General features: G+C 34.2%; 29 protein-coding genes. 6 read left to right on the top strand and 23 right to left on the bottom strand.

The features are described from left to right. Positions 1-3: 3 nt before the first annotated feature. Positions 4-693, bottom strand: a complete 690-nt coding sequence (locus tag HCAN_RS07520) for a DNA-methyltransferase (protein ID WP_006656512.1) — start codon at positions 691-693, stop codon at positions 4-6. Beyond that, a complete protein-coding gene (gene purB / locus HCAN_RS07515) occupies positions 683-2,032 on the bottom strand; it encodes an adenylosuccinate lyase (RefSeq protein ID WP_006656511.1) in 1,350 nt (449 codons plus the stop codon). The genes HCAN_RS07520 and purB overlap by 11 nt, the downstream gene beginning before the upstream one ends. Before the next feature lie 120 nt (positions 2,033-2,152). Between purB and HCAN_RS07510 the strand changes: the two genes are divergently transcribed. Then, complete coding sequence (locus HCAN_RS07510) at positions 2,153-3,052, top strand: RluA family pseudouridine synthase (protein WP_006656510.1); 900 nt, start codon at positions 2,153-2,155, stop codon at positions 3,050-3,052. An 89-nt stretch (positions 3,053-3,141) separates the two neighbouring features. Here the strand turns inward: HCAN_RS07510 and hemB are convergent, their stop codons facing one another. The 8 genes from hemB to HCAN_RS07465 form a co-directional block, all read right to left on the bottom strand. Further along, positions 3,142-4,107, bottom strand: a complete 966-nt coding sequence (gene hemB / locus HCAN_RS07505) for a porphobilinogen synthase (RefSeq protein ID WP_006656509.1) — start codon at positions 4,105-4,107, stop codon at positions 3,142-3,144. A gap of 3 nt (positions 4,108-4,110) precedes the next feature. Further along, positions 4,111-5,352, bottom strand: coding sequence for an ArsS family sensor histidine kinase (locus HCAN_RS07500; protein WP_006656508.1), 1,242 nt, complete (start codon positions 5,350-5,352; stop codon positions 4,111-4,113). Then, positions 5,345-6,031, bottom strand: a complete 687-nt coding sequence (locus tag HCAN_RS07495; protein WP_006656507.1) for a response regulator transcription factor — start codon at positions 6,029-6,031, stop codon at positions 5,345-5,347. The genes HCAN_RS07500 and HCAN_RS07495 overlap by 8 nt, the downstream gene beginning before the upstream one ends. Positions 6,032-6,266: 235 nt before the next feature. After that, a complete protein-coding gene (locus HCAN_RS07485) occupies positions 6,267-6,659 on the bottom strand; it encodes a CiaD-like domain-containing protein (protein ID WP_006656974.1) in 393 nt (130 codons plus the stop codon). Next, entirely contained in the window at positions 6,650-6,901 is a 252-nt protein-coding gene (locus HCAN_RS07480; protein WP_006656505.1) for a hypothetical protein, read from the bottom strand. Before HCAN_RS07480 ends, HCAN_RS07485 begins: the two co-directional genes overlap by 10 nt. An 85-nt stretch (positions 6,902-6,986) precedes the next feature. Continuing rightward, a complete protein-coding gene (gene trpF / locus HCAN_RS07475) occupies positions 6,987-8,474 on the bottom strand; it encodes a bifunctional indole-3-glycerol phosphate synthase/phosphoribosylanthranilate isomerase (RefSeq protein WP_006656504.1) in 1,488 nt (495 codons plus the stop codon). A 2-nt stretch (positions 8,475-8,476) separates the two neighbouring features. Next, the gene (locus tag HCAN_RS07470; RefSeq protein WP_006656503.1) at positions 8,477-10,096 is read right to left on the bottom strand and encodes a bifunctional anthranilate synthase component II/anthranilate phosphoribosyltransferase; all 1,620 of its coding nucleotides are present in this window, start codon (positions 10,094-10,096) and stop codon (positions 8,477-8,479) included. A gap of 48 nt (positions 10,097-10,144) precedes the next feature. Beyond that, positions 10,145-11,617 carry an anthranilate synthase component I family protein gene (locus HCAN_RS07465; RefSeq protein WP_006656502.1) on the bottom strand — a complete coding sequence of 491 codons (1,473 nt, stop codon included), beginning with the start codon at positions 11,615-11,617 and terminating at the stop codon, positions 10,145-10,147. Positions 11,618-11,734: 117 nt separating this feature from the next. On the opposite strand from HCAN_RS07465, the gene trpB reads away from it, so the two are divergent. Both trpB and trpA read left to right on the top strand, forming a co-directional pair. Continuing rightward, the gene (gene trpB, locus HCAN_RS07460; RefSeq protein ID WP_006656501.1) at positions 11,735-13,003 is read left to right on the top strand and encodes a tryptophan synthase subunit beta; all 1,269 of its coding nucleotides are present in this window, start codon (positions 11,735-11,737) and stop codon (positions 13,001-13,003) included. A gap of 1 nt (position 13,004) precedes the next feature. After that, on the top strand, positions 13,005-13,784 hold the full coding sequence (gene trpA / locus HCAN_RS07455; protein WP_006656500.1) for a tryptophan synthase subunit alpha: 780 nt from the start codon (positions 13,005-13,007) through the stop codon (positions 13,782-13,784). Positions 13,785-13,937: 153 nt separating this feature from the next. Here the strand turns inward: trpA and HCAN_RS07450 are convergent, their stop codons facing one another. Further along, a complete protein-coding gene (locus HCAN_RS07450; protein ID WP_006656499.1) occupies positions 13,938-15,434 on the bottom strand; it encodes a flagellin B in 1,497 nt (498 codons plus the stop codon). 348 nt (positions 15,435-15,782) lie between these two features. Between HCAN_RS07450 and HCAN_RS07445 the strand changes: the two genes are divergently transcribed. Then, positions 15,783-17,192 (top strand): DegQ family serine endoprotease, encoded by a 1,410-nt coding sequence (locus HCAN_RS07445; protein ID WP_006656496.1) that lies wholly within the window; start codon positions 15,783-15,785, stop codon positions 17,190-17,192. A 258-nt stretch (positions 17,193-17,450) separates the two neighbouring features. Continuing rightward, positions 17,451-18,359, top strand: a complete 909-nt coding sequence (locus HCAN_RS07440; protein WP_006656973.1) for an AEC family transporter — start codon at positions 17,451-17,453, stop codon at positions 18,357-18,359. Positions 18,360-18,435: 76 nt separating this feature from the next. Here the strand turns inward: HCAN_RS07440 and rplS are convergent, their stop codons facing one another. The 6 genes from rplS to ffh form a co-directional block, all read right to left on the bottom strand. Next, positions 18,436-18,792 (bottom strand): 50S ribosomal protein L19, encoded by a 357-nt coding sequence (gene rplS, locus HCAN_RS07435; protein WP_006656494.1) that lies wholly within the window; start codon positions 18,790-18,792, stop codon positions 18,436-18,438. Next, positions 18,782-19,486, bottom strand: coding sequence for a tRNA (guanosine(37)-N1)-methyltransferase TrmD (gene trmD / locus HCAN_RS07430; protein WP_006656493.1), 705 nt, complete (start codon positions 19,484-19,486; stop codon positions 18,782-18,784). The genes rplS and trmD overlap by 11 nt, the downstream gene beginning before the upstream one ends. Continuing rightward, positions 19,486-20,037 (bottom strand): ribosome maturation factor RimM, encoded by a 552-nt coding sequence (gene rimM, locus HCAN_RS07425; protein WP_006656492.1) that lies wholly within the window; start codon positions 20,035-20,037, stop codon positions 19,486-19,488. The genes trmD and rimM overlap by 1 nt, the downstream gene beginning before the upstream one ends. Beyond that, positions 20,037-20,276 (bottom strand): KH domain-containing protein, encoded by a 240-nt coding sequence (locus HCAN_RS07420; protein ID WP_006656491.1) that lies wholly within the window; start codon positions 20,274-20,276, stop codon positions 20,037-20,039. The genes rimM and HCAN_RS07420 overlap by 1 nt, the downstream gene beginning before the upstream one ends. Next, on the bottom strand, positions 20,276-20,503 hold the full coding sequence (gene rpsP, locus HCAN_RS07415) for a 30S ribosomal protein S16 (RefSeq protein WP_006656972.1): 228 nt from the start codon (positions 20,501-20,503) through the stop codon (positions 20,276-20,278). The genes HCAN_RS07420 and rpsP overlap by 1 nt, the downstream gene beginning before the upstream one ends. A 101-nt stretch (positions 20,504-20,604) precedes the next feature. Next, positions 20,605-21,945, bottom strand: a complete 1,341-nt coding sequence (gene ffh, locus HCAN_RS07410) for a signal recognition particle protein (protein ID WP_006656489.1) — start codon at positions 21,943-21,945, stop codon at positions 20,605-20,607. 278 nt (positions 21,946-22,223) lie between these two features. Here ffh and HCAN_RS07405 point away from each other — a divergent pair, with 278 nt between their 5' ends. Next, entirely contained in the window at positions 22,224-22,631 is a 408-nt protein-coding gene (locus tag HCAN_RS07405) for a Fur family transcriptional regulator (RefSeq protein ID WP_006656488.1), read from the top strand. 75 nt (positions 22,632-22,706) lie between these two features. On the opposite strand, the gene kcuS is transcribed toward HCAN_RS07405, so the two are convergent. The 6 genes from kcuS to msrA all read right to left on the bottom strand — a co-directional run bounded on the left by kcuS (position 22,707) and on the right by msrA (position 26,795). Continuing rightward, positions 22,707-22,913: a KCU-star family selenoprotein gene (gene kcuS / locus HCAN_RS07400; RefSeq protein ID WP_006656487.1), complete on the bottom strand. Its 207-nt coding sequence runs from the start codon at positions 22,911-22,913 to the stop codon at positions 22,707-22,709. A 70-nt stretch (positions 22,914-22,983) separates the two neighbouring features. After that, positions 22,984-23,919, bottom strand: a complete 936-nt coding sequence (locus HCAN_RS07395; protein WP_006656486.1) for a Ppx/GppA phosphatase family protein — start codon at positions 23,917-23,919, stop codon at positions 22,984-22,986. Continuing rightward, positions 23,919-25,157 carry an ATP-binding protein gene (locus HCAN_RS07390; protein ID WP_006656485.1) on the bottom strand — a complete coding sequence of 413 codons (1,239 nt, stop codon included), beginning with the start codon at positions 25,155-25,157 and terminating at the stop codon, positions 23,919-23,921. Before HCAN_RS07390 ends, HCAN_RS07395 begins: the two co-directional genes overlap by 1 nt. Next, on the bottom strand, positions 25,150-25,818 hold the full coding sequence (locus HCAN_RS07385) for a response regulator transcription factor (protein WP_006656484.1): 669 nt from the start codon (positions 25,816-25,818) through the stop codon (positions 25,150-25,152). Before HCAN_RS07385 ends, HCAN_RS07390 begins: the two co-directional genes overlap by 8 nt. 2 nt (positions 25,819-25,820) lie before the next feature. After that, positions 25,821-26,180 carry a hypothetical protein gene (locus tag HCAN_RS07380; RefSeq protein ID WP_006656483.1) on the bottom strand — a complete coding sequence of 120 codons (360 nt, stop codon included), beginning with the start codon at positions 26,178-26,180 and terminating at the stop codon, positions 25,821-25,823. Positions 26,181-26,291: 111 nt separating this feature from the next. Next, entirely contained in the window at positions 26,292-26,795 is a 504-nt protein-coding gene (gene msrA, locus HCAN_RS07375; RefSeq protein ID WP_006656482.1) for a peptide-methionine (S)-S-oxide reductase MsrA, read from the bottom strand. Positions 26,796-26,847: the final 52 nt, after the last annotated feature.

Below are 26,847 nucleotides of genomic sequence, written 5' to 3'. Positions count from 1 at the left end.
AGCTTATTTTGTAGTGAGATTTGTCCCTATAAAATTTCTCCCTAATTCCTTGCAGCACTCTAGCACACTAAAGCTTCCTGCTGCTGGATCACACACTAAATCTCCGATATTGGTGCAAGATTCTATAAGGGTTTTTTGCAAGGTTTTTGGTTTGCTATGAGGATGTGCTTTTAGCTCGTTTTGTGGAATTTTTTCGCTACACACATCGCGGATATTATGGAGTTTCCAAGTCCCCTTTGCTTTAATAGGCTTTTTTTGCACGATGAGTAGATATTCGCTTTGTTTTCTTGTGCGGTAGCCCATACCCATTTTCATTTTATCCCAAGTGATAAGATCCACAATCTCTAAAGATGTAGAATCTAGCCAAGGTCTCACGCCCTCACACAGATGAAATTTATCAATCCATAGCATAAGATAGCGACTAGACTTTAAAACTCGGCTAATTTCTTGGATAAAATGTATAATCGTTGATTCAGACATTTGCACCAAGACACTACGCCCCTTTTGTCGCTCACCCTCATTGCCATAGCGCATTTTATCTAGCACACCACGATATTGTGGATCAAAAAAACATAAATCAATACTACAATCCCCCAAACTTTGGAGTAATTCTAAGCCATCAATGGTGAGTTTGGTGTTTAGGTCATACAAACTCAAAACCTTTTTTGCAGCAAAATTATTGTCATTTCCCAAACACCCTTTTAAAGATAGAATCCACATTTTTTGTATAGTAGGCAAACTCAAAGCGATCGCGGATAATCTGCTCTCCATTGCCACCATTCTTGCTAAGAAGTCCCACAAGTTCAGAATCTGCCAAAAGATATTGCAAATAAAGCGATTCGCCCTTTGCATTAAGCGCAGGTTGTCCCTCTTGCAAACTCTGCCATACTTTCATCGCATTTCTTTGCACGATCTTATAAGCATCTTCGCGACTTACACCGCATTTTGGAAGCTCTAGCAAGATTCTTTGAGAAAAAACTAAACCACCTGTGAGATTAAGATTTTTTAGCATATTTTTAGGATACACAACAAGCTTATCAATCAAACTTGTAAGGCGCACAAGCATAAAATCCGTCGTAATAAAACCATCAGGCAAAATAAATCGCTCCACACTTGAGTGGCTAATATCTCGCTCGTGCCACAATGCGACATTTTCCATAGCCGGTAGCGCAAAACTGCGTATCACACGACATAGCCCTGTGATGTTTTCAGATAAGACAGGGTTGCGTTTGTGTGGCATTGCACTACTTCCTTTTTGTCCTTGGCTAAAATACTCCTCTGCCTCATACACTTCGGTGCGTTGCAAATGTCTAATTTCAACAGCAATTTTTTCACAACTACTTGCTAAAAGCGCCAAATCAGTCATAAGCCGTGCGTATCGATCTCTTTGGATAACTTGATTACTTGCTGGAGCAGCCTTTAGTCCTAGATTGGCACATACAAGCTCTTCAAGTTCTATAGGAGTGTGGGCGAGATTCCCCATTGCACCGCTTATCTTGCCTACGCTAATCACCTCCAAGGTGGATTCTAAACTCTGCAAGTGTCGCCCTATCTCATCATACCATATCGCACATACTAAGCCAAAAGTGATAGGTTCGCCGTGAATTCCGTGACTTCGCCCGACCATAAGCGTATCTTTGTGTTCATAAGCGCGTTTTTTTATCACTTCACGCAATGCTTTCACATCTTCAATGATAATCTTTAGCGAATCGCGCATTTGCAAAGCCACAGCGGTATCAATCGTATCGCTAGAAGTGATTCCATAATGAAACCATCGCGATTCTTCACCTAGAGATTCTGCAACACTTGTAGTAAAAGCAATAAGATCGTGCTTAGTAACCGCTTCTATCTCATCAATTCTTGCAATATCAAACTTCGCATTTTCACAAATTTTCTTGCAATCGCAATCAGGAATAAGTCCTAATGTATTCCACCCCTTAACCAATGCCTTTTCTACCTCTAGCCAAGCGGAATACTTCGCATTCATATCCCAAAGCTTTTTCATCTCTTCTCTTGCGTATCGCTCTACCATTATCAATCCTTTAAAAATGTGCTACAATATCCTAACATAAGACCACTTAAAAGTTGCAAAATGCCCTTTATAAAGCAAAAATTTTATTTTCAAACTCCCATTAAAGCTTACTTGTTTTTAATGCGACAATTTAATTTGAATATGGCACAAGCTCAAAGTTATATTAATAAGGGCAGAGTTGTTTATGAGAGTAAGATTCTAGGCAATAATGAGAAAAATAAAGTCTTAGAAAGGGAAGTAGAAGTTTGGATTTTTAAGCCTAATTCTATTGGGCTTAAACCCATTTATGAAAATGAAGATTTTGCTCTTTTTAACAAACCTGCTCAAATGTTAATTCACCCAAAGGGAAGGTTTTTTCATCATAGCTTGATGGATGAGGTGCGTGAATATTTTGGCACTGAAGCTTCTTTGATTCACCGAATCGACAAAGAAACAAGTGGTTTAGTTTTGGTAGGGAAGCATAAAAGAAGTATTGTTGAGCTAGGGGAATTGTTTGCTAATAATCGCATAAAAAAGAAATATTTAGCACTTATTAAAGGGAAAATGTGTAAAACTAGCAAGATTGTTGGAGATTTTTGCCTTTTGATGCCACTTAGTTTGCAAGAAAAGGGTGGGGATTTAAGTGTGCGTTCTGTGTTTCTAGGGCAGAATCTAAGAAAAGATTCTAAGCTTTTAGGGTTTAGAGATGCAAAAAGCGAGTTTGAAATTTTGGGGGAGTTTGGGGGAAATACTTTGCTAAAAGTTTATCCTATAACAGGCAGAACGCATCAGATTAGAGTTCATCTTTTTTCTCTTGGTTTTCCGATTTTAGGCGATCCGCTTTATGGTTGTGAGGATTGGCAGAGTAGAGAGTATTTAGATAGTGAATTTATAGAAGAAAACCGAGATTTTGGGCTTTGTGCGGAGAAAAGAAAAGAATATTTTGGGGCAGATCGGTTGATGTTGCACGCTTATAGTTTGGAGTTTTCTTACAAGGGGAGGGAATATTATTTTAGGAGTTGCGAGGGATTTTGTTTGTAGAATTTAATCATATAAAAGAGATTTGTTTTTTTGGTTAAATAGGGGAGATTGTAAGGGTAAAAAGGGCACTAAGCCCTATAGTGTTCTTGTTAGATTAGATTAGCGATTTCTTTGGCGTGATAGGTGATGATAATATCTGCTCCAGCGCGTTTAAAGCTAATCATTGTTTCTAATAAAACGCGTTCATAGTCTATAATTCCCGCTTTTTGTGCAAACTTTAGCATAGCGTATTCGCCGCTTACATTATAAATTGCTAAAGGTAGCAAGGTTTGCTCTCTAATATCTCTAACAATATCCAAATAGGCTAGGGCAGGTTTAACCATTAAAATATCCGCACCTTGTGCTTCATCTTCTAGGCTTTCTAAAATCGCTTCGCGTCGATTTGCAGGGTTTTGTTGATAGCTTTTTCGATCACCAAAACTTGGAGTGCTTTGGGCTACATCTCTAAAAGGTCCATAATAGCCACTTGCAAATTTTGTGGAATAACTCATTAAGGGAATGTGATTAAAGCCATTAGAATCAAGTGCAGTTCGCAAACTTTCTATCATTCCATCCATCATTGCACTAGGTGCGATTAGATCCGCACCACTTTGGGCTAGAATCAAGGCTTGTTGATTGAGAATTTCTAGGGTTAAATCATTATCAACAGAATTAAGTTTAGGGTTTAAGATTCCACAATGTCCGTGATCAGTGTATTCACAAAAACACAAATCAACACACACTAGCATATTAGGAAATTTTTCTTTGATGGCTCTTGTGGCTTGAGCGATAATCCCTTCTGGGCTTAGGGCTTCGCTACCGATGCTATCTTTGATTTTTGGAATCCCAAAAAGAATGATTGAAAAAATTCCAAGATTTTGTAAAACCTCACATTCTTTTAGGGCTTCATCAATGCTAAGTTGAAAAACATCAGGCATTGATTCTATTGGATTTTTAATATTTTTGCCATGTGTAATAAAAAGTGGATAGATAAAATCTTTTTTATGCAGGGTGGTTTGTGTTAGCATTTCTCGAATGTTTGGGTTTAATCGCATACGTCTTAATCGCTTGAACATAAATTATCCTTTTAAAGTTTTATGGGATATTACTCCTTTTACTATAAAATTATTCTGATTTTCTTTGTAAAAATATTCTAATTCTAAGCCTTGTGATTCTAGGGTGCTTTTAATAATATAGATTCCAAGTCCTAAGCCGCTTGTATTGGATTTAGAATCTTTAAAGAAAGGCTTGGAGTGATCTTGCAAACTATAAGGCAGCGGCATTCCATAGTTTTTGATTCCTAAATTTTTATCTTGAATATAAATTTCAATTTGTCCTTGTGTTTTATATTTGATAGCATTGTCAATGAGATTTTTAATCACCAAAGCAATCATTTCAAAATCCGCATACAAAAAGCATTCTTCTTTGGGGAAGATAAAAAGTGTGGAAATTTGCTCTTTATCCAAAAGTAGCATTTCAAAAACTTTATCCAAAACCGCTTTAAGAGAAATATTGCACTTATTAAGACAATAATTGCGTGAGCTTAATTCCTCAATCTTTGCAAATTCATTAATGAGCGAATTTAGTCGCTCAAACACCGAACATAAACGCTCTTTGTAAAGTGCATTGTCAATCATTTCAGCCGTGATTCTTCCTTTGGTGATAGGAGTTTTTAGCTCGTGCATAATGGAACGCAAAAAAAGATGTCTGGATTGATTTAGGGCATTAATTTTTTTAACGGCATTATCAAATTCTTGTGCTAATTCTCCAATTTCATCGTTTTGATCAATTTTGCAGCGAATGTCTGTTTGCCCATTGGCAAATTTTCTAATCTCCTTTTGGAGTGTTTTAAGCGGTAAGAGGCTACGAATGACAAGCACAAAGAGAAAAACCACAATAATAAAAGCAATGAGAGTAATAATATAGTAGTTAAAAAGTCTATCAAAATGAATGTCTCCATAAACACGCCAACCATTTGGGGTTTGTAAAAATAGATAAATTCCTTTTTTTTCTTTGATAATTTTTGCAATCACTCCTTGGCTAAAGTTGGGTGTAATATGGTTTTGAAAATGGCTTAGAAATTCTGGATTATCAATTTGGACTAAGCCTAATTCATTAAGATATTTTTCAATCAAAGCAATGTTTCCCCCAAAACGCACGAGTTGATTAATAGTAGCTAAGAATTGCGTGTATTTGAGCTGGTTTTCATAGGCTTTTTTATTGATTTCTTCGCGGATAAAATAATAAGAAAAAGCACTCAAGCCAACAATGGCAATCAAAAAAAGAATAGTAATTTTTACGATGATTGAGTTTTTATTCATTATCTTTAGTTTGGAATTTATAGCCGATTCCACGGATTGAAAAAATATATTTTTTACCTTCTTTTTCAATTTTAGATCGTAATCTACCAATGATGACATCAATGCTTTTATTGGTGCTATCTGGGCTAATTGAATCAGAATGAGCTGCGATAGAATCACGCGTTAGGGCTTGGTTTTTGTTTTCTATCATAAAACTTAGGATTTCGTATTCTGCTTTGGTTAAATCTAGTGGTGTATTGTTTAGAAAAATTTCTCGACTACTTTTATTCAGTCGAAAAGGGGGGCAAATAATTTCAGTAGAATCAGGTTTCTCAATCGTTTTATATCGGCGTAAAACACTATGGATTCTAGCTACAAGTTCTTTGGGATCATAGGGTTTTGGAATGTAATCATCAGCACCATATTCTAATCCTAATACTCGATCATCAACATCGTGTCTAGCAGAAGAGATAATAATGGGGATGCGCTTTTCTTTAGCGACTTTCTTGCAAACCTCAAGCCCATCTAAGTTTGGGAGTGTTAAATCTAAAAGAAGGAGGTCAAAATGTCGAGTATTAATTGCACTCATACCCGTATAGGGTTCATCATAGTTTGTTGCATTAATATTATGGGCTTTGAGGTATTCGCTAAGAATGGTTGCTAATTCCAAGTCATCCTCAATCATTAAAATTTCTAGCATGGTGTTTTCCTTACAAAAAGGAGGATTGGGTATTTTAGGGGGTTAATTAAAAATTCAGGAAAACACCCACTAGAATAAATATCTCTAATTAAAAATAAATTCTCTTCACAAAGGAGAAACGGATGAAAAACTCTAACTAATGTTGTGCGGAACATTTGTATCTCAAGCCATCCCGCTTGAGACAATGAAATTATAAAATAATAGAGTAAATCAAAAGTAAATGAAAAAGTTTTTTTCATTTTTGATTCTTTTTTTCATCAATAATGGCTAAAGTGAATTCTAAAAAGTTGAGTATCATATCAACTTTTTCCTCAATATTTCGGTTGTTTGGTGATTGCAATCCTTCAAACAAAACAAGAATTCTATCTTGAAGGTTATTTAAAAATTTTTCTTCTTCAGAATAATATTTGATAAGAAGTTGCTTTAATTCTTCATTGTTTTTTAAATCAAGTTTTTGGATTTTTCTTTCATAAGAAGCAGGAGTTGTGGGTGATTCTTTTTTTGTTTCTTCAGTGGCTATGATGTCTAAAAGAGCATCTCTTTCGGGTTTTTCTTCAGGTGAAATTGTGGAGTCTGTATTTGTGTCAATTTCTGCTAGGGTTTGTAAAATCGCTTCTTTTAATTCCATAATTGTAATAACCACCTTTCAAATTCATTAAATTCAATTTTAGAATCCATTTGCACAAAAAGATTAAGCATATTTTCATCGGCTTTGCCATAACTTTTGCGGTTGCTTGTTAGCCGTTTTAATGCTACTTTTGCTTCGGTGTTATTAGGATTTTCTTGTAAGATAGTTTTGTAAATTTGAGCGGCTTCATAACGATGTCCTTGAGTTTCATAGATACTTGCAAGTGTAAGTGTTTTCATCATATAGCCTCAAAAATTGAATTCCAATTCACCATTTTAACATAAAATTTTATAAGTTTAAAGTTCTAAACATAGAATTAATATTATTTTAAGATGTAAAAATTTTTAAAAATTCAGAGATTTTTTGTTGATCTTTTTTGCCTATTGAGGATTCTAAGCTTGAATTGACATCAAACATTTTAACTCCAATTTTCCTTAAATCTTGAATATTTGAGATTCCTACCCCACCTGCGACACAGAGATAATGATTGGTTTTTTCTTGGAGTGATTCTAGGGTTTTTGGTGCGATATTTTTGCCACTTCCACCTCCTAGAGTGCTTTTAGAATCTAATAGGACAAAAGGGCTTATAAAATCTCCTAAATCCTCTGGTTTCTCTATATTCCAAGCTTCATAAAAGGCAAAATTTGCATTTTTTAAATCCACACCACCAAAGCTTTTTTGGCTTACTCCGTGGAGTTGCAAAGCATCAATAATGCCTTCTTTATAGAGATTGATAGCTATTTGCATCATTTCTTGATCATCTTTAACCACGGCGATTTTAAGGATTTTTGGATGAGCTTGTAGGGCTTTAGCGATTTCTTTTATGGTTTTTGGGCTAGTAAATCGTGGAGAATCTTTAGCTAAAATAAATCCTAGCGCTGCAATTTTTTCTAGGGGCGAATTTAGGTTTGATTCTAGAGCTTTAGCACACATTAGTGCATCTTCGCTAGAGGTGATTCCACAGATTTTTAAAAAGCCTTGCTTGGAATCAAGGAGTTTAAAAACATTGCGATAAAAAGTATTGGGCGATTGTTTTCCACTAATGATTGAATCTTTTAGGCATTTTAGGGTTTGTGTAGGTGCAGAATCACGCACAAGATAACTGCCACATAAGATTCCATCAAAGCCAATATTTCCTACTACAAAGCCATCAAAACTGCATTCAATGGAAGATTCAAAGATAATTTTGCTTTGTGGATTTGTCTTTTGAATGCAATCTAAGAGATTGTAAGCTTGGATTTTATTAATACTAAAAGTGTGTAAATCGCGTGAGTTAATGCCAATAAGAGTTGCTTGAAGTGGAGTGATAAAATCAACTTCTTTGGCATTATGAACTTCTATTAAGGGGGTTAAGCCAAGTTTTAATGATTCTTCATAAAGTTGCTTAAGTCTTGCAAAGCCACCATTTTCATTATCATCTCCGATAAAAACAGCGGCGATTAAAAGCACCATATCTGCACCAAAATCATAAGATTCTTGAATCTGATCAAGTTCTGTGATAAAGTCTTTGCGTAATATCGTGGAATTTTCGTGACTTAGTTTGGTTGCTCTTAGATCTTCTAAATCACCTTTAAAGAAATCTTTTTCACATAAGACAGAAATCGCACTAGCTCCACCATTAAGATAGCTTTGGGCTAGATCTTTGGGGCTGTTTATCGCTCCAATATCTCCAGCTGAAGGGCTAGCTCTTTTAATCTCGGCAATCAAAAAAGGAAAGCTAAACTTTGGGGGAGTGAGTTTAGTTGTTCTTGTAGCCTTCAAAATAGGGTATTTGGCTTTTGTTTGGAGAATCTTTTTAAGAATAGTTGGAATCATCATTAATCCTTTATTGGGCGTTGATTGCTTAGGGTTTTAAAGGATTCTAGAAGGGGAAAAATTTCTTTGCTTTGAATGATTTCTTTAGCTTTAAAAAAACCTTCTTTGATACTTTCGGCTTGATTGCAAAGATATAAGGCAGCACCCATATTTAAAGCAACTAAATCAAGTTTGGGAGAGGGTTTGGCATTAAAAATATCAAGTGTGATTTGTAAATTTTCTTGGCTATCTCCGCCTTGTAAGAGTGAATGATTGACAAAGTCTAATCCCACTTCAATGGGGTTAAAAATATAGGTTTTAATGCTTCCATTTTGTAATTCTGTAATTTGTGTTGGCGCACAAAGTGAGATTTCATCATAACCATCAAGTCCGCTCACAACCATTGCTCGTTTCACGCCTAGAATTGCTAAAGCTTTTGCCATAATTTCGGTGTAAGATTTATCAAAAACACCAATAAGTTGGTGGGTTATTGGGCTTGGATTGCTTAGGGGACCTATGAGATTAAAGGCAGTCTTAAAGCCAAGTGAGGAGCGAGCATTGGCTGCAAAACGCATTGCAGAATGGAATTTTTGGGCAAATAAAAAGGTAATGTGGAGATTTTCATAAATGGTTTTAACATTACTAAAATCCATAGTTACATTAATGCCAAGTGCATTTAATAAATCAGCCGACCCACTTTTAGAAGTAACGGCTCTATTGCCGTGCTTAATGATTCCAAAGTTTGATTTTTGGGCTTGTGTGGCAAGAAGTAGAGCAGCTGTTGTGGAGACATTAAAAGTTTTTGCTTCGCTTCCACCTGTGCCAACCATATCAAAACGAATGTTAAAATTATCTTTTAAGTTGAGTTTAACTGCTTTCTTTTTAAGCACAGATGCAAAACCTGCTAATTCATATTCATCAATGCCTTTGATTTCTAGGCTAGTTAAAATACTTCCAATTTGTGCATCACTTAAGTTGCCTTCAGTGAGTTCATCCATTAGATTATAGCTTTCTTGGAAATTAAGGGATTTTTGGTGAAGGACTTTTTTGAGATAGTCTTTTGTGGGGATTGGCTCTCTTGTGTAATGCAAGAAATTAAGTAGCATTTTAATGCCTTCTTTTGTGCCAATGGATTCTGGGTGGAATTGCAATCCTACAAGATGATATTGCCTGTGTTCAACCGCCATAACTTCACCATCTTCACTCATTCCGCTAATTAAAAAACAATCTGGAATCTCTTCTTTTTTTCCCACAAGAGAATGATAACGCGCAATGGGAGTTTTTTGGCTAATATGGCGGAAGATTCCTTTGGCATTGTGAATGAGTGGTTCAACTTTTCCATGCACAATATTTTTGGCATTTTTGATTTCAACTCCAAAAGCACTTAGGATAGCTTGGTGTCCAAGACAGATTCCTAAAATTGGATAGATTCCTTTAAAGTGTTGCACAATTTGGACACTAATTCCTGCATCTTTTGGGGATTTTGGACCAGGTCCTATAATGATGTAGCTTGGGTTAAGTGATTGGATTTCTTCTAGGCTAGTTTGATCATTTCTTAAAACTTTAATGGGATAGTTAAAGCGACTAAAAGCCTGATAGATATTATAAGTAAAAGAATCGTAATTATCAATAAGGAGAATCATAACACTTCCTTTGTGTTTTTAGAGATGAGAGAGTCTTTTTGTGTTGGTTTAGTTTGCATTATTTTCTCCCATAATGGCTTCCACTAAGGATAGCATTTTATTTTTGGTTTCTAGGTATTCTTCTTTTGGGATAGAATCATAAACAATCCCTGCACCAGCTTGGAGATAATAAATGCCTTTTTGATAGACTGCAGTGCGGATAGCGATTGCAAAATTCATATCGCCATCTTGTGTAAAATATCCAATGGCTCCAGAATAAATGGCTCTTTTATGTTCTTCTAAAGATTCGATGGTTTTTATAGCTTGAATCTTAGGTGCTCCACTCACAGTTCCAGCAGGAAATGTTGCTAAAATAGCATCATTTTTATTATGGATTTGTAAATCCATTATACCCTCTACTTCAGAGACAAGGTGCATTACCCTAGCGTATTTTTCGATCACTTTTTCTTGAGTAACTTCCACGCTGCCACCTATTGCAACCTTTCCAATATCATTACGCCCTAAGTCTAAGAGCATCAAATGTTCAGCATTTTCTTTTGGATTATTTTTTAATTCTTCTTCTAATTGCAAATCTTGAATCTGATTGTTTCCTCTTTTGCGAGTTCCAGCTATAGGGCGAAGAGTGATTTTGGCTTTTTTATCATCAATTTTTTCAACTTTAACTAACACTTCAGGGGAGCTACCAATAATTTGAAAATGCCCAAAATTGTAATAATACATATAAGGGCTTGGATTGTTGGTGCGTAAATTTTGATAGGCTCTTAACGGCGGTAAGTCGCTTTGTATTTGCATACTTTGGCTTGGGACACATTGCAAAAGATTGCCTTTATAGATTTCATCTTTAAGGAAGGTAACCATATGAGTGTAATAGGATTGCTTATCGCTAGAAATAACCTTTGAATGATAATTTTGCGGAGATTCTTGTTTTTGTTGAATATTTTCTAACTTTTGGATAAGTTTATCAAGACGATTTTTTAGGTTATGGGATTGTGTCTCTTGGTCATAGGCGACACTAATGAGATAAAGCGATTCATAAAAGTGATCAAAAATAGCAAAATCACGCCCAAAAATAAAGGCATTGTCATAGCAATCATAAAGGGGGGGATTATTAAAGCTAAGCGATTCAATCTCGCTAAAAAATTCATATCCCAAATATCCCACTCCTCCAAGCGGTAAAGGTAAATCGCTAGGCAGGGTGGAATTAAGTTGAGAATCATTTGGATTTGGAGCAAGTTTTCTTAAAGATTCTAAGGTTTCTAAAAAGGGTCGTTTGGGGAGAATGTGTTTAGAATCCAAAAAAAGCAAGGAGGTTTCTTGATTATCTTTTGTAACTCTAAAAGCTTCTTCTAAAATAAGAATAGAGAAGCGTCCTTTTCCACTTTTTAAAAATGCCGATTCAAGCAATACAGGAGCATTGAAAGTTTCACAAAGCATTAAAGGTGTAAGCTTAGAAGCCGGAATCTTGCAGAATTCCAAAGCCGAATCATAGCCTTTTTGATTGAGATTTAAAAACTTAAACATAACATTTCTTTAAAAATTAGTTTTAAAAATTAAATTTTGAATTATACTATTATTTTTTTAAAAAGAAATTTGAGTTTGGATTAGATATAATGGTGCAAAAAATTATAAAGAAAACAAATGGCAGAAAAAATATTTTTAAAATCAAAAAAAGGTTTTTTTGGAGAGAATAAGGGTGATTTCCACGCTTTTGGTGGGCAGTATGTGCCAGAAATTTTGTATCCAGCATTAGAAGAATTAGAAAAAGCTTATAAAAAACTTTTGTTTTCTAAGGGATTTCAAAAGGAATTTAAAGAACTTTTAAAAGAATTTGTAGGTCGTCCAACGCCCCTAATTTATGCAAAAAATGCTAGTAAGATTCTGCAAAATCAGATTTATTTAAAGTTTGAAGGTTTAGCAAATACAGGTGCGCATAAGATTAATAACGCTATAGGGCAAGTGCTTTTGGCTAAAAAAATGGGTAAAACAAGAATCATCGCAGAAACAGGTGCAGGTCAGCACGGACTTGCAGTGAGTGCAGCGTGTGCAAAGCTTGGCTTAGAATGTGTAGTTTTTATGGGAAGTAGGGATGTGAAACGACAATTTCCTAATGTGTTTAATATGCAACTTTTGGGTGCTAAAGTGATCGGCGTAGAGAGTGGATCACAAACGCTTAAAGATGCTGTTAATGAAGCCTTAAGAGAATGGAGTAAAGATAGCAAAAATACTTTTTATGTGCTTGGAAGTGCATTAGGACCTTATCCTTATCCAGATATTGTTAGAGAATTTCAAAGCGTGATTAGCAAGGAGCTAAAAACTCAAACGAAGCAGTTTTTTAAAGGTAATCCCGATATTATGGTGGCTTGTGTTGGAGGTGGAAGTAATGCAATGGGATTTTTTAGGCATTATTTAGAGGATCGAGAAGTTACTTTGGTAGGAATTGAAGCAGGGGGAATGAGTAAGGAAAAGGGGAAAAATGCCATAAGAATGGGGAATGCAAATGCACATCTTGGAATCGTTCAAGGCTATAAAAGCTATTTTTTAAGCGATAATTATGGTAATCTTTTAGAGACTTATTCAATTTCAGCAGGGCTTGATTACGCAGGAATTGGTCCTCAACTTGCACATTTAAAAGAAATAGGGCGTGTTGAATTTAGCTCTAGTAGCGATAAGGAAGCTTTAGAAGCCTTGGAGTTTTTTGCTAGAAACGAAGGGATTATAGCGGCTTTAGAATCAAGTCACGCTTTAGCAGGAGCTTTGAGCATTGCTAAAAAAGTCAAGAATAAAAAGATTTTAGTAAATGTTTCAGGGAGAGGGGATAAGGATATTTTTATTACCGCAAAAGCCTTGCAAAAAGATCGTTGGAGTGAGTTTTTGGCAAATGAGATTGCAGAGATGAGAGGGCAATAATATGAAAAAAGAAAACATTAAACTAATGGGGCATATTGTTGCTTCATTCCCTAGTTTTGGTGAGAGTTTAGAAGCAGCACTTGGAATCGCACGAGGTGGAGCGGAGTATTTAGAAGTGCAGTTTCCCTTTTCTGATCCTAATGCTGATGGTGTTGTGATTGCGAGTGCTTGTGAAGAATCGTTAAAAAATGGATTTAATACAGATTTGGGATTTGAGTTTTTGCAAAGGCTTAATGAAGCCTTTAAGCAAAGGGATATTCAAACAAAGATTTTAATTATGACTTATGGTAATATTTTGTTTGCCTATGGTATTGAAAAATTTCTTAAAAAAGCCAAAGAATGCGGAGTTTTTGGGCTTATTGTGCCAGATTTATCTTTGCAGAATGATGAGAGACTTTTTGAATTAAGCAAAAAGCACGGGTTAGAGAATATTGCACTTATTGCACCTTATACTGATGCAAAGCGAATGGAGAAGCTTGATGGGGCAACAGGGAGTTTAATTTATGTTATTGCAAGAAATGGCATTACAGGTGATGGGACATCAATTGATTCTACTCTTTTAGAATATATAAAGAGAGTGAAAAAACATACAACAAAGCCTATTGCATTGGGATTTGGAATTCATAGTAGAGAGCAAATTGATGCTTTGCGTGGGATTGTGCCAATCGTGGTTGTGGGGAGTGCGTTTGTGAGAATGATTGCTCAAAGTGCTGAACAAAAAGTGAATTTGCAAGATAAGCTTTATCATTTTACAAGGGATTTAATAGGAATTACACTTTAGAGTGTGGATTTTAAAGTTTGAACTATTATCTAAGTAGTTTGAAAGTTATAGAGTCTTAAATATTGGATAATGTTAAATATTGTGAAGTTTTAATCAAAAAAGAGAGTAATAAAATTTCTCAAACCCAAAAAGGGCTTGAGATTGATTAAAAGACTATTGAAGTAGTCTTAAGATATTTTGTTGCACAGTGTTAGCTTGGCTCATTGCGTAGCTTCCAGCTTGTGCAAGGATATTTAGGTTAGAGTAGTTTGCAGATTCGCTAGCGAAATCAACTTCTCTAATTCCTGATTCAGCAGATTTAACATTCACTTGTGTGATAGTGATGTTATTAACTGTTGATTGCATTTGTTGTTGCACAGAACCAAGGTCAGATCGGATAGAGTCAAGTTGTTTAATAGCTGATTCTGCGATATCCATTACTAGCATCGCACCTTTAAGGGTGATAACTCCTGCTTCTAATCCTTGTCCAGTTGCACCACTCCAAGCTCCTGCGTTTGCACCGATAGCAGATTTGACATCCGCACTTAAGTTTCCTTTGATATTTCTAAGAGTAGTTGTAGTTTGAGCTGTTCCGCTTGTCTTTGCAACATTTGTTAATCCTGTACCACTAATTTTAATGTCATTAGCACCCACTCTTGTAAGAGTTAAAGAACCAACAAAGGTGCTAGTTGCATTAGCAGCAGTTATAATAGCCGCACCACCCGCACTCATACCGCCACCTGCAACTTGGATTGCACGACCATCATTGGAAGTGAGCACTAGTCTTCCTGCTTCATCGGTTGAAGCTTGAACACCGGTTTGTTCTTTGTAAGCATTGATAGCTTGGACAAGTCTTCCATCAGAGTCATTGGCTTGGATTCCTGCGATATCACCGATTTTTATACCATTGATTGTTAGGCTTGTAACATCACCTGCTGCGACACTTTGAGTTCCTGTTCTAATAACTGTTGCTTCTGCACGAACTCCTCCTAGCGCATTAGAGTTTTTGTTGATTACTTCTGCTAAAGCACCCAAACCTGTCCCTGCTGAAGTTGAGATCACAACACTCTCTAGTGTAACATCGTTAGTCCCTTGTGCTTGGACAAAGTTTAAAGATGTAGTGCCTAATGCACTAAATTTCAAAGTTTCACTTCTAACATGTCCGATTTTATCCGAGCTTGTTGCACCAATGCTAGCTCTAATACTTTGGTTAGAGAAAGCTCCCACTTGGAATTCTTTGTTAGTAAAGCTACCAGAAAGCAATGACAAACCATTATAAGAAGTAGTTTGCGCAATGTTATCAAGTGATTCAATAAGACGATTAATGTCAGCTTGAATAGCAGTTCTTGTGGTTGAAGTTTGACCATCTTGTGCTGCTTGAGTTGCTTTTGTTTTGATAGTGTCAAGGATTTTTACTTGCTCATCCATCGCCTTATCAGCAATTTGGATAATTCCCATACCATCATTTGCGTTACGGATTGCTTGACCTAAAGTGTTTGCTTGAGAACGCAAACTATCTGCAATTGCCATACCTGAAGCATCATCTTTAGCAGAGTTGATTCTTAAACCTGAACTTAACTTTTGCAAAGAACTAGAAAGACTATTTTGTGTAAAAGTGCTTTGTGCAGTTGCATTTAATGCATTAACATTTGTATTGACTTGAAATGCCATTTGAAACTCCTTTTTGTGTTTTGCCTTGCCTTCCTTGGCTTAGCATTGATTTAAATTTAACCCTTAAGCAAAAAAGCGATTTAAAAGCTTGGGGCTAGTTTCTAGCCTCTTACTTATAGGTGCTTTTCTGTTTGGTTATGTGATTATATCGGATTTTTTTTTTAAAAGCTTTAGTATTTTTTGTGAAAAATTACAAATTTTTAAAAAATTTATTAGATTGACTTAAGATACTTTGTTTTTGCAGGATTAATTTCATAGAAAGTTTTTCAATATTTTTTTGATTATTTATTGATTTACATTTTTTGGTAATAATTTCTTTATTCATTTTATTTTGACAAAGGAGAACAGATGAAAATCAAGACACTTCTTTTTGGAGCATTGTTAGCTGGAAATGTTTTTGCTTTTGAAGTTAGCACATTGCCCAATATTACCTCTAGGGAAACTCCCGATATTTCAGAAAATAAAGTTTATTCTTTTTATGATTCTATTAAGGAAGCTAAAAAGGGTGTGGTTAATATTTCTACACAAAAAAAGGTCAAAGCGGCTAATATTCAAGGGCATCCTCTTTTGAATGATCCATTTTTTCGGCAGTTTTTTGGTGATGCTTTTGGGGCTATTGTGCCTAAAGATAGAATTGAACGAAGCCTTGGAAGTGGCGTAATTATTTCAAGTGATGGTTATATTGTTACCAATAATCATGTGGTTGAAGGTGCAGATAAAATTATTGTTGCTTTGCCAGATTCTAATAAAGAATATGAGGCAAAAATTATTGGCAGGGATGAAAAAAGCGATTTAGCAATTGTAAAGATTAATGCAAAAAATCTTCCCTTTTTGAAATTTGCTTCAAGCGATGATTTGCAAGTGGGTGATGTTGTTTTTGCTATTGGAAATCCTTTTGGTGTGGGCGAGAGTGTAACGCAAGGGATTATCTCTGCACTTAATAAAAGTGGAATTGGCATTAATGATTATGAGAATTTTATCCAGACAGATGCTTCTATTAATCCGGGAAATAGTGGCGGAGCTTTGGTAGATAGCCGTGGTGGATTGATTGGAATTAATACCGCTATTCTTTCACGCACAGGTGGAAATCATGGTATTGGATTTGCGATTCCATCTGAAATGGTGAAGAAAATTTCTAAAGCCTTAATAGAAGATGGTGTGATTGAGCGTGGTTATCTTGGCGTAAGTATCCAAGATATTAATGGTGATTTAAAAGAAGTTTATAAGAATCAAAATGGTGCGGTGGTAATTTCTATTGAAAATGATTCTCCAGCACAAAAGAGCGGTTTGAAAGTTTGGGATTTGATTACCAAAGTTAATGGAAAGCCCATTAGATCTGCTGCTGAACTTAAAAATTATATTGGCACTTTTAGCCCTAAAGATACAATTAATCTTACTATTATAAGGGATAAAAAGGAGCAAAATTTAACATTAACTTTAGCAAAACTCGCTAATACTCAATCTATTGCAAAGGAAGTAGGTAGCATACAAGGGCTTGAGGTTTCAGAGCTAACGCCAACAATGAAAGAAAATTATGGAATTCCAAGCAATATTCAAGGGATTTTTATTTCTCAAGTGGCACCAAATAGCAAGGCAGAAGAGCTAGGATTTAGAGAGGGTGATATCATTGTTCAAATTGAGAGCTTTAGTATTTCAGATCTAAAATCTTTTAATGATGCACTTAAACGCTATAAAGGACAACCAAAGCGAATGCTAATCAATCGTGGTGGTAGAATCTTTAGTATCGTTGCTAAATAAGGGATAGGGGAACCTATCCTTAATGGCTTTTGCAAACTCCCCTAAGCTTTTTTAAAAATATTTCTTTTCTTGCTTTATTAATTTGTGATATTTTCTAATAGCTTTTAAAGTTTAAAATAAGGTTAATAGAATCTTATAAAAGATTGATTATTTGAGATTTTATTAGAATATATCATTAATTCTTTCAATAAATTAAACTTTTATTAGTTTCTTTTAATTTTTTAGAATTATAATTACGCATTTTTTTAGGATACTGCAATGTTTATTTTTACTCCTTTATTTACAATTTTTGTGTTGCTACTTGGTGGATATTTAGCAAAAAGAGTTGGAGTTTTGAAACAAAAGCAATCGCGTATGTTTTTGGATTTTGCAATTCTTTTTGCCTTACCTTGTTTGATTTTTGATAAGACTTATCATCTTAACTTTGATTTAAGCCTTATTGCTTTGATTCTTGGCGGATTGCTTTCTTGTGTGCTTGCAGCACTTTTTGCAGTGGTGCTTGGAGTGATATTTAAATTTTCAAAAAGCACTTTAGCAAGTATGTTTTTATTAGCTGGTTTTGGTAATACCCTTTTTGTTGGTATCCCTATTGTTTCAGGAGTGTATGGGGAAGTGTTTTTAAGTGAAGTTATTTTTTATGATGCTTTAGCAACGGCGATTCCTATCTCCATTATTGGTCCTATCGTGCTTTCTTGTGTGGGTAGTCAAAAGGTTAATATGCTAGAAAATATTAAAAAAATTTTATTTTTCCCTCCTTTTATTGCTTTGATGTTAGGTTTTATTTGTAAGATTTTTGTATTGCCAGAATTTGTTTTTAAGCCTATTGTTATTTTTGGAAATTCTGCAACAGCAGTCGCACTTTTTGCCATTGGTCTTGGTCTTGGATTTGGTGCTATCAAAACAGCTTACAAGCCTACAATTATTGTTGTTTTATGTAAAACCTTATTGGCTCCTTTAATTTTTATTATTCTTCTAAAACTCTTAGCGGTGGAATTAGAGCCTCGAATTATTGTTGCTATTTTAGAATCTGCAATGCCTACAATGACACTAGCTGGTGCGATGATTATGAAAGCTAAATTGGATACTAATTTGGCTGTGAGTTCTATTGCATTTGGAATTTTGTTTTCTTTTGTTTCTATTCCACTTTTATGCTATTTTTTATTTTAAAAAAAGATAAAGTGAAATCAACTAACTTAATAATAAAAAAATAAAAGGAAGATTTTTAAAATGTGGGTTAAAGAGATTATTTTCTAATCTCTTTAATTCTTGCAGATTTTCCACTTCTTGTGCGGAGATAGTAAAGTTTTGCTCTTCTAACGCGACCGATTTTAAGCACTTTAATGCTATCAATGCTTTCTGAATAAAGAGGGAAGATTCTCTCAACCCCAACTCCATTAGCACCAATTTTGCGGATTGTAAAAGTTTTGCCTGTGCCAACACCACGCAATGAAATACAGATTCCTTCAAAGTTTTGAATTCTTGTTTTGTCACCTTCTGAAATACGAATCCCTACTCTTAAGGTATCGCCTGCTTTAAATTGTGGAATCTCTTTTCCCGCTATTTGTGCATCTTCGAAATGCTGAATGTATTTATTTCTCATTTTTCAACCTTTGTTTATATTGCCAATAGAGGTCAATCCTGTGGAATCTTGTTTTTGCCTCTGATGCCTTTAGTTTTAAATCGTGAATTTTAGCATGATTTCCCTTTGAATACTCTGAAGGGACACTTAAATTTTTAAAAATATGGGGTTTTACAAAATTGGGTGCTTCTAATAAAAAATTTTCATAGCTTTCACCTTGGAGTGATTGATTGTTTCCAAGCACTCCATCAACTTGCCTTGAAACGCTATCACAAAGGCATAAAGCTGCCAACTCTCCACCTGTTAAAATAAAATCTCCAATACTTAAAACCTCATTAGCATAAAGCTCAATAAGTCTTTCATCAAACCCTTCATAACGCCCACAAACAAGGATAATGTGATCTTTTTTTGCCAATCGCTTAGAATCACTTTGATTAAAGGTTTTGCCACAAGGTGTAAGAAAAATAATATGTGCTTTAGGATCGCGTTCTTTTAACTTTTCTAAAGCTTTACTTATTGCAAAAGGCTCTAACACCAATCCCGCTCCACCTCCAATTTGGTAATCATCAACTTTTAAAAAGCGATTGTTGCTAAAATCCCTTGGATTAATAAAATCTATAGAAATCTTTTTATTCTCTATAGCACGATATAAGATTGAATCGCTAAAGTAAGATTGTATTAAATGAGGAAATAGGGTAACAAAAGAAAAGTGCATTAACTATTTTCTAAAATCGCTTTGCAAAGTTGGGTGCGAATGATTTTAGGATTAAGATTTGTTTCTACCTCTAAGATATAACGCGATTCATAGGGGATTAGAAAACTCTTTGGCAAACCATTTTTGCAAAGCTCTTTGGCGGTTTTTATAACTAAAAAATCTTTCTCTCCTAGCCGTTCTATCTCACTTACTTCACCTAAAATCTTATCTTCTTCCATAATTTGGCTTCCTATAATGTCAAACCAAAAAAATTCATCTTTTTGCAAAATACAATGTTCTTTAGTAAAATCTTGTGTCGTATAAAGAATGAGATTTGTAATTTGTTTGGCTTTTTCAGGAGAATCAATTTGCGTGAATTTTACACGCGAATTTTCTTTGTTATAGTTTTGGATAGTTAAAGTGCCATTTTGTGTAAAATAGGTATTTCCAATTTTTAGTGATTCGGGAAAATCTGTCAATAAATGTAAAAGGACTTCGCCTTTTACACCGACAGCTCGACCTATTTTTGCGACACTTACCCAATCTTTTTGTGTTTTATTTTTTTGAAGCATTATTGTGTTTTTACAATCATGCGATAAGAATTGCCATCTTTTGCTTTTGAACCAGAAATGATAGTTTTAATAGCACCAATCATTTTACCATCTTTGCCGATTAATCTTCCAACATCTTGGGCGGAAGAAACAATTTCTATTTCATAGAAATTGGTATCTAGCTCTTTTTTATTGACTTGGATTTTTTCAGGTTCGCTAACAAGCTTTTTGACATAAAGTGCTATGAAATCTTCAACCATTATTTTGTGATTGCCTGCACTCTCTCGCTCATTTTAGCACCAACACTTACCCAGTATTTCAAGCGTTCTGCATCAAATTTTACTGTGGAAGGTTCTGTTAGGGGATTATAATATCCAATTGATTCAATCCAGCCCCCATCTCTTTTTTTTCTGCTATCGGTTACTACGATTCGGTAGAATGGTTTTTTCTTGCGTCCCATTTTGGTTAGGCGAATAACTGTTGCCATAAGCAAACTCCTTAAATAAAATAAATCTTATTTTACAGATATAAATCTGTCTAAAAGGGAGAAACTCCCTTTTAGACAGATTTATTATTAGACAAACTTAGCTATCGTCTAAGATTGCCCATTCTTGCATCTTTCATTAAAGCCATCAGATCATTCATTCCGCCTTTTCCGGAGAATTTTTTTGCCATTTTAGCAGCATTTTCAAATTGCTTCAAAAAGCGATTGAGATCACTCACATCCACTCCTGCTCCTAATGCAATTCTTTTTTTTCTGCTACCATTGAGTAAATCTGGGTTTTCTCTTTCTTTGGGAGTCATAGAATTGACCATTGCCCTTATTTGCTTGATTTCTTTAGAATTCTCTAAATCAATGTCTTTGAGCGAACTTGCCATATTTGAAAGCCCAGGAATCATTGAAAGTATGGATTGCATAGAGCCAATTTTTTTAATATTATCCATTTGGGCTAAAAAGTCATTAAAGGTAAATTTCCCCTTTTTGATTTTTTTGGAAATATCTTTTGCTTCTTTTTCGCTAATGATAGCCGCAGTTTTTTCTGCAAGTGAGTGAATATCTCCAGCCCCCATAAGTCTGCTAACAATGCGTTCGGGGATAAAGACTTCTAGATCGGGTATTTTTTCACCCACCCCAATAAAGCGAAGTGGAATTCCAAGTAGTTGGGCGATTGAGAGTGCAATTCCTCCTTTGCTATCTCCATCAAATTTACTTAAAATAACACCGCTTAAATTCATTTTTTCGTGGAATGTTGCAGCACTTTTTACTCCATCTTGCCCACTTAAGCTATCAACTACATAGAAAATTTCATTAGGATTAATCGCTTCTTTAATAGCTTGTAATTCTTGCATTAAAGCTTCATCAATGGCTAGGCGTCCTGCACTATCAACTAATAAAACATCATAAAGTCCAGCTATAGCCTTTTCTTTAGCAGCTTTAGCGATTTCAACGGGAGTTTTATTTTCTTCATAGAAAAAATCAACTTCCACTTGATGGCTTAGTTGCCTTAATTGTTCTACTGCAGCTAACCTTTGTAAATCACAAGCGGCTAGTAAAACCTTTTTTTGTCTAGTTTTGAGATAATTGGCTAGTTTTGCTGTTGTCGTTGTTTTACCGCTCCCTTGTAATCCTGCCATTAAAACAATGGTAGGGGGTTTTGAGGCAAAGATAAAGCCGTAATTTCCAGGTGCTGTTAAAATATGATTGAGCGATTCTTTGAGTGCGTTAAGAAAGCTTTCCTTTCCGATTCCTGCGAGTTTTGTTTTTTGTTCAACTTCTTCTAGTAAATGTTTTAATACCTTATAATGGACATCAGATTTTAAAAGTGTCTTTTTTAATTCATCAATGGCTCGTTTTAAGGCTTTTTCATCATCTTGAAAACGAATTTTATTGATTGCATTTTGAAAACTTTCTGTAATAGCGCCAAACAATTTTTGTCCTTATCGTATCCATAAAAATTTTAGAAAAAATTGCCGTTATCCTATAAAAATTTAACTTTAAAGCAAATAAAATCAATGAAGATTCTAATATTTTAAGACAAATTAAAATTTTAAATTTTTAATTTTGACTTAATTTTTAATAAAATATTCTATAGAAATTGGATATAAATTTGACAAAAAAGAATATTTATTGTAGGATAAACTTTTATAAATGATAAAAATTTTACCTAAAAGTATATAATTTTTTAAAAATAAGAGAGGCTTTAGTGATGTTAGAACAACTTTTAAAACAAAATAATCTCAAAATTACTCCTCAAAGAATTACTATCCTTAAAGAGATAGAAAAAAGAGGGCATATTAGCATTGAAGAAATTTATGAAAATATTCGCGAGATTCACCCTTCTATTTCTCTTGCTACAATCTATAAAAATCTTACTTCTATGCAAGAGGCAAAAATTATTGATGAAGTAAAATTGCCCAATCAAAAACAACGCTATGAGCTTATTAAAAAGCCTCATATTCATTTAGTATGTGAGAAGTGTGGGAATATTACTGATATGCATTTTGATAATTCTATACAGCAGCTTAAAAAAGATTGCGAAACGCAAACGCATTATAAAATTAAAGATGCTTCCATTGTGTTGCTTGGAATCTGCGAACATTGTCAAAATAATTAAATAGATTATTATAGAGTTTTATTTAGACTTGCTTAAACCCTAAGTTGTATCCATAAACTTATGGCTTTGGGGTTATCAGCATTTATTGCGTCCCGCTCCATATTTGGCTTCCATTGCTTCTTTGAAAAATTCCCTTTGTGTTTTGGGTATTTTATCTGGATGATTTTTTTGCATATGTTCCAAATATTTAGTATAGCTTGGCATTCCTACTAATAAATGAAAAAACTTATCTGATTTTTGATAAATTTTTTTGCAATAAAAAGCAAATTTCTCCCATTTCACGAATTATCCTAAGCTTTTAATGTATTTTTAAAAATTCTAACTTATTTTTTGCTAAAAATCAATCCATTATTTATTTATTTTTTTGGTGCAAGTTGATTTTATCTATTCCCAAAATAGCTGCCCCTTCTCGCACTCCTTCATCAATGATTAGGCATTCTTCAAACTCTAAAATCTCCATAAAAAACAAAAAGAGCATAATGCCAAAAGGCACTACATCAGCCTTAAAGACACCCACTAAATTTTCTTTTTCTTCTTGATTGAGCGTTTCAAATTTATGCAATTCTTCCTTAAAATCTTCTATTTTAAGCACTTTCCCAAAAACTTTTTTGGAATCATAAGATTTTAAACCCATTTTGATGGCACAAACCATTGTGGGAGTTCCGCTATTGGCTACTAAAAAAGCTGGTTTATTATGACTTTGTTCATTAATAAATTCCACAATGGGGGCTATAATTTCCTTTTTATGGGCAATAAAATTTTCTAGAGTTTTGTATTGATCTTTAGCTTGCACAATACCCACTTTGAAGCTTTTTGCTGTAATTCCTTTTTCTGTGCAGAAAATAAATTCACTGCTTGCTCCTCCCATATCCACAATGACAAAGCAATCTTTTTGGTATTTTGGATTGACTTGTGCGAGTTTTTTGACTGATCTTTGCGGTGCAAGAGAAGTGATATAGGCTTCTTCTTCTCCTGTAATGATTTGGAATTCAATTTGTGTTTTTTGTGCGATAATTTCTAGGACTTCTTTGGAGTTTGTTGCTTGACGCATAGCTTGTGTGGTTAGGGCGATGATTCTATCTTGGGGTTTAATTTTTAAAGCTTTTTTGAGATTTTGCAATCCAAGAACAATCCGCTCTAATGCTGCGTTGCAAATTTTTCCACTTTCATTTAAGCCCTCTGCACTTCTTACAACTGCTTCATACTCTCCAAGCACTTCATATTGGGTATTCATTCTAACCCCACGCAAAGAATTGCTTCCTAAATCAATTCCAATAAATTCTTGCATTATATTCCTTTAAAGAGAATCATAAAATAATGATGATTGTCTTTGTATTGATATTTTAATTCCAAATGATGCATTTCTAAAATTCCTTTAATGATTCCAAGCCCTAAACCATGCCCTTGGATAAGTTCGTGTTTTTTATCGCGATAAAAGGGTTCAAAATATTCCCCAATTTCTTTTTGTAATTTTTCGCCCTCATTACCCACTCTAAGACAGAAGCAATTGTCTTGCTTTTGGGTAAAAATCTCTATTTTTCCACCACTTTTATATTTTTTTGCATTTTCAATAAGATTTTTTAGAGCAATGGAGAGAAAATTCAAGTCCCCATAAATTTTAAAATTCTCATTGATTTTGATTTCTACTTCTTCTTCGCTGATAAACATATGGCTTAGCGTTTCTAAGATGAGTGATTCAACAAAAAAATCTTTAAACTCCAATAAATCTTTGCCTTCTTGAACTTTTTCAAAGGTTAGAATCTGGCTTGTTAGGGTATCTAAATTTTGGATTGCTTTACTTAAAATTTCTTTATTGGGGCTTGGTGGGATAAATTCTAGGGCTAATTTTGCTTTAGAGATGGGCGTTTTTAGCTCGTGCCCAATATTACGCAAGATAAATTCTCTTATTTCCATTAATTTAGAAATTTTTGCCGCCATTTCATTGAAGCTACGCGCAAGCAATGCTTGTTCTGGCTCTTTTGGTATTTTGATGCGGACTTTGTAGTTACCTTTGGTGAATTCTTCTAAAGAATTGCGTAAAACTTTCATTGGGTGTAAAATAGCCAAGATAATTGCAAAAGTGAGAAGTAAGACTAGAAAATCTAAAAGAATCCAAAAGATAGAATTATTCCTAAAAGAAAGTTGTTCATTGAAATCTTTTTGCGCTATGTAGGATTCTCCTAAATATTCTAATCCAAAGCCATAATTTTGATGAAATTTAAAAATTTGCATTTTAGCTAGAGTATCGCTACTTTTGTAGATAATAGTTGATTCTTGTGGGATTTTATCTATATGCACAAAATCATAGCTTTTAATAAGAGTGTGGATTCTACGAACATTACCATTAATAAGCTCTAACATAGATTGTTGTGCTAAAAAGGTTGTCTGGGAGATAATTTTTTCTTCATTTTGGCGTAAATTGGCAATGTTTAGGGAATAAGTAATAATGACACTAATAACAATAGAAATAAAAAAAAGTAAATAAATTTGAACAAATAAAGAAGGATAAAGCCACTTTTTAATCACAGAATTTATATCCTATTCCCCAAACAGATTGTATATATTTTGGTTCTTTTGCATCATCTCCAAGTTTTGCTCGTAGATTCCTAATGTGCGTGTCAATACTCCTTAGTGAAGAATCAGGGGCGATACTTGAGATGGCTTGAGAGAGTGATTCTCTTGAGTAAGGTTTGCCTTTGTTGGAAATTAGGAGATTTAAAATTTCAAATTCTGCTGGAGTAAGATCAATAGAGTATCCTTCTAAGGTAACTTTATGCTTATTGTTATCAACTTCTAAATCCCCATAGTGTATCACTTGATTGGCAGAGTATCGCTTCAATAAAGCATTGATTCTTGCAACTAATTCTATGGGTTCATAGGATTTTGCAAGATAATCATCAGCACCCCTCTCAAAACCTAAAATTTTGCTACCTATATCTCCTCTTGCAGAGGACATAATGATAGGTAAATCGCTAATTTGTCTTATTTTTTTGCAGAGTTCTAAGCCATCCATTTCAGGTAGCATAATATCAAGCACTGCCAAATCAAAATTTCTTTTGGATTTTAGCATTTCTAAGGCTTCATTTGGACTATCAGTTGCTATTGCTTCCATACCGCTTTTTTTTAGGTAATCAACCAATAACTTTTGCATATCCAAATCATCTTCAACGATTAAAATTTGATACATTATTATTCCCCTATAAATTCCATTAAAGAAGTGATTTCTTTTTTGTTTAGAATCTGCCCAATTGTTCTATAAAAATTGATTTTTGCTTGTGCATAATTTTGACTATTTTTTTCTAGCATTTGCCTGTATTCTAGAAAATTAACTTCGCCATAGCCCTTATTGGCGATTTCTTGCAAAATTTTATACTCTAAAATTGCGTTATTATTATGGTAATTTTGCCTTTGTTTATAAAATTCTCTTATAGTTTCTTTTAAAAATTGTCCTTTAGGATTTGGAATGTCTAAATATTTTAAACCTTCTTCTATGTTTTTCCCTAAAAGATTCACACCAAAAAAACAAATAAAAACCAATAAAAAACGCATTTAAATTTCCTTTTTTGTATTTGTGTTGTGATTCTACACTAAAAATGTTAAGCCATTCTTGAGAATTTTGTTGAATTATAATGTTCTTGATAAAGCGATTTTCTTTGAAATTCAAGGGATATAATTATTTTGCAATGCCTTGCTTAAATCAATATGGCAGTAGCCATTAGGATTTTTTGCAAGGTATTTTTGATGATATGATTCAGCAGGATAGAAATTTTCTAATTCCATAACTTCTGTTACAATTTCTTGTGAAAAATTCTTTTGTAGATTTTGGATAAATGAATGCACTTCTTCTAGGATTTTAGAATCTTGTGCGTAGATTCCGCTGCGGTATTGTGTGCCAAAGTCATTGCCTTGATAATTGAGTGCAAAAGGATTGATAATATCAAAGAATCTTTGTAAAATCTCATTAAGTGATAAAATTTCATCTTCATAAGTTACTTTTACTGCTTCTACTGCCCCTGTGATTCCGCTGCATACAAGCTCATAGCTAGGATCTTCTATCTTGGAGTTTGCATAGCCCACTTGAGAGCTAACCACTCCTTTTAGTAAATCAAAATATCCTTGAATCCCCCAAAAACAGCCTCCTGCTAGATAAATAACAACACGCATAAAAAAACCTTTAAAAATGAATTTTAAAGTAATTATATCGGATTAAAATTAA

The organism is Helicobacter canadensis MIT 98-5491 (genome assembly GCF_000162575.1).
GTDB classification, from domain to species: Bacteria; Campylobacterota; Campylobacteria; order Campylobacterales; family Helicobacteraceae; genus Helicobacter_D; species Helicobacter_D canadensis.
Note: the sequence above shows the minus strand (reverse complement) of the source record. Positions and strands in the feature narration are given on the sequence as shown.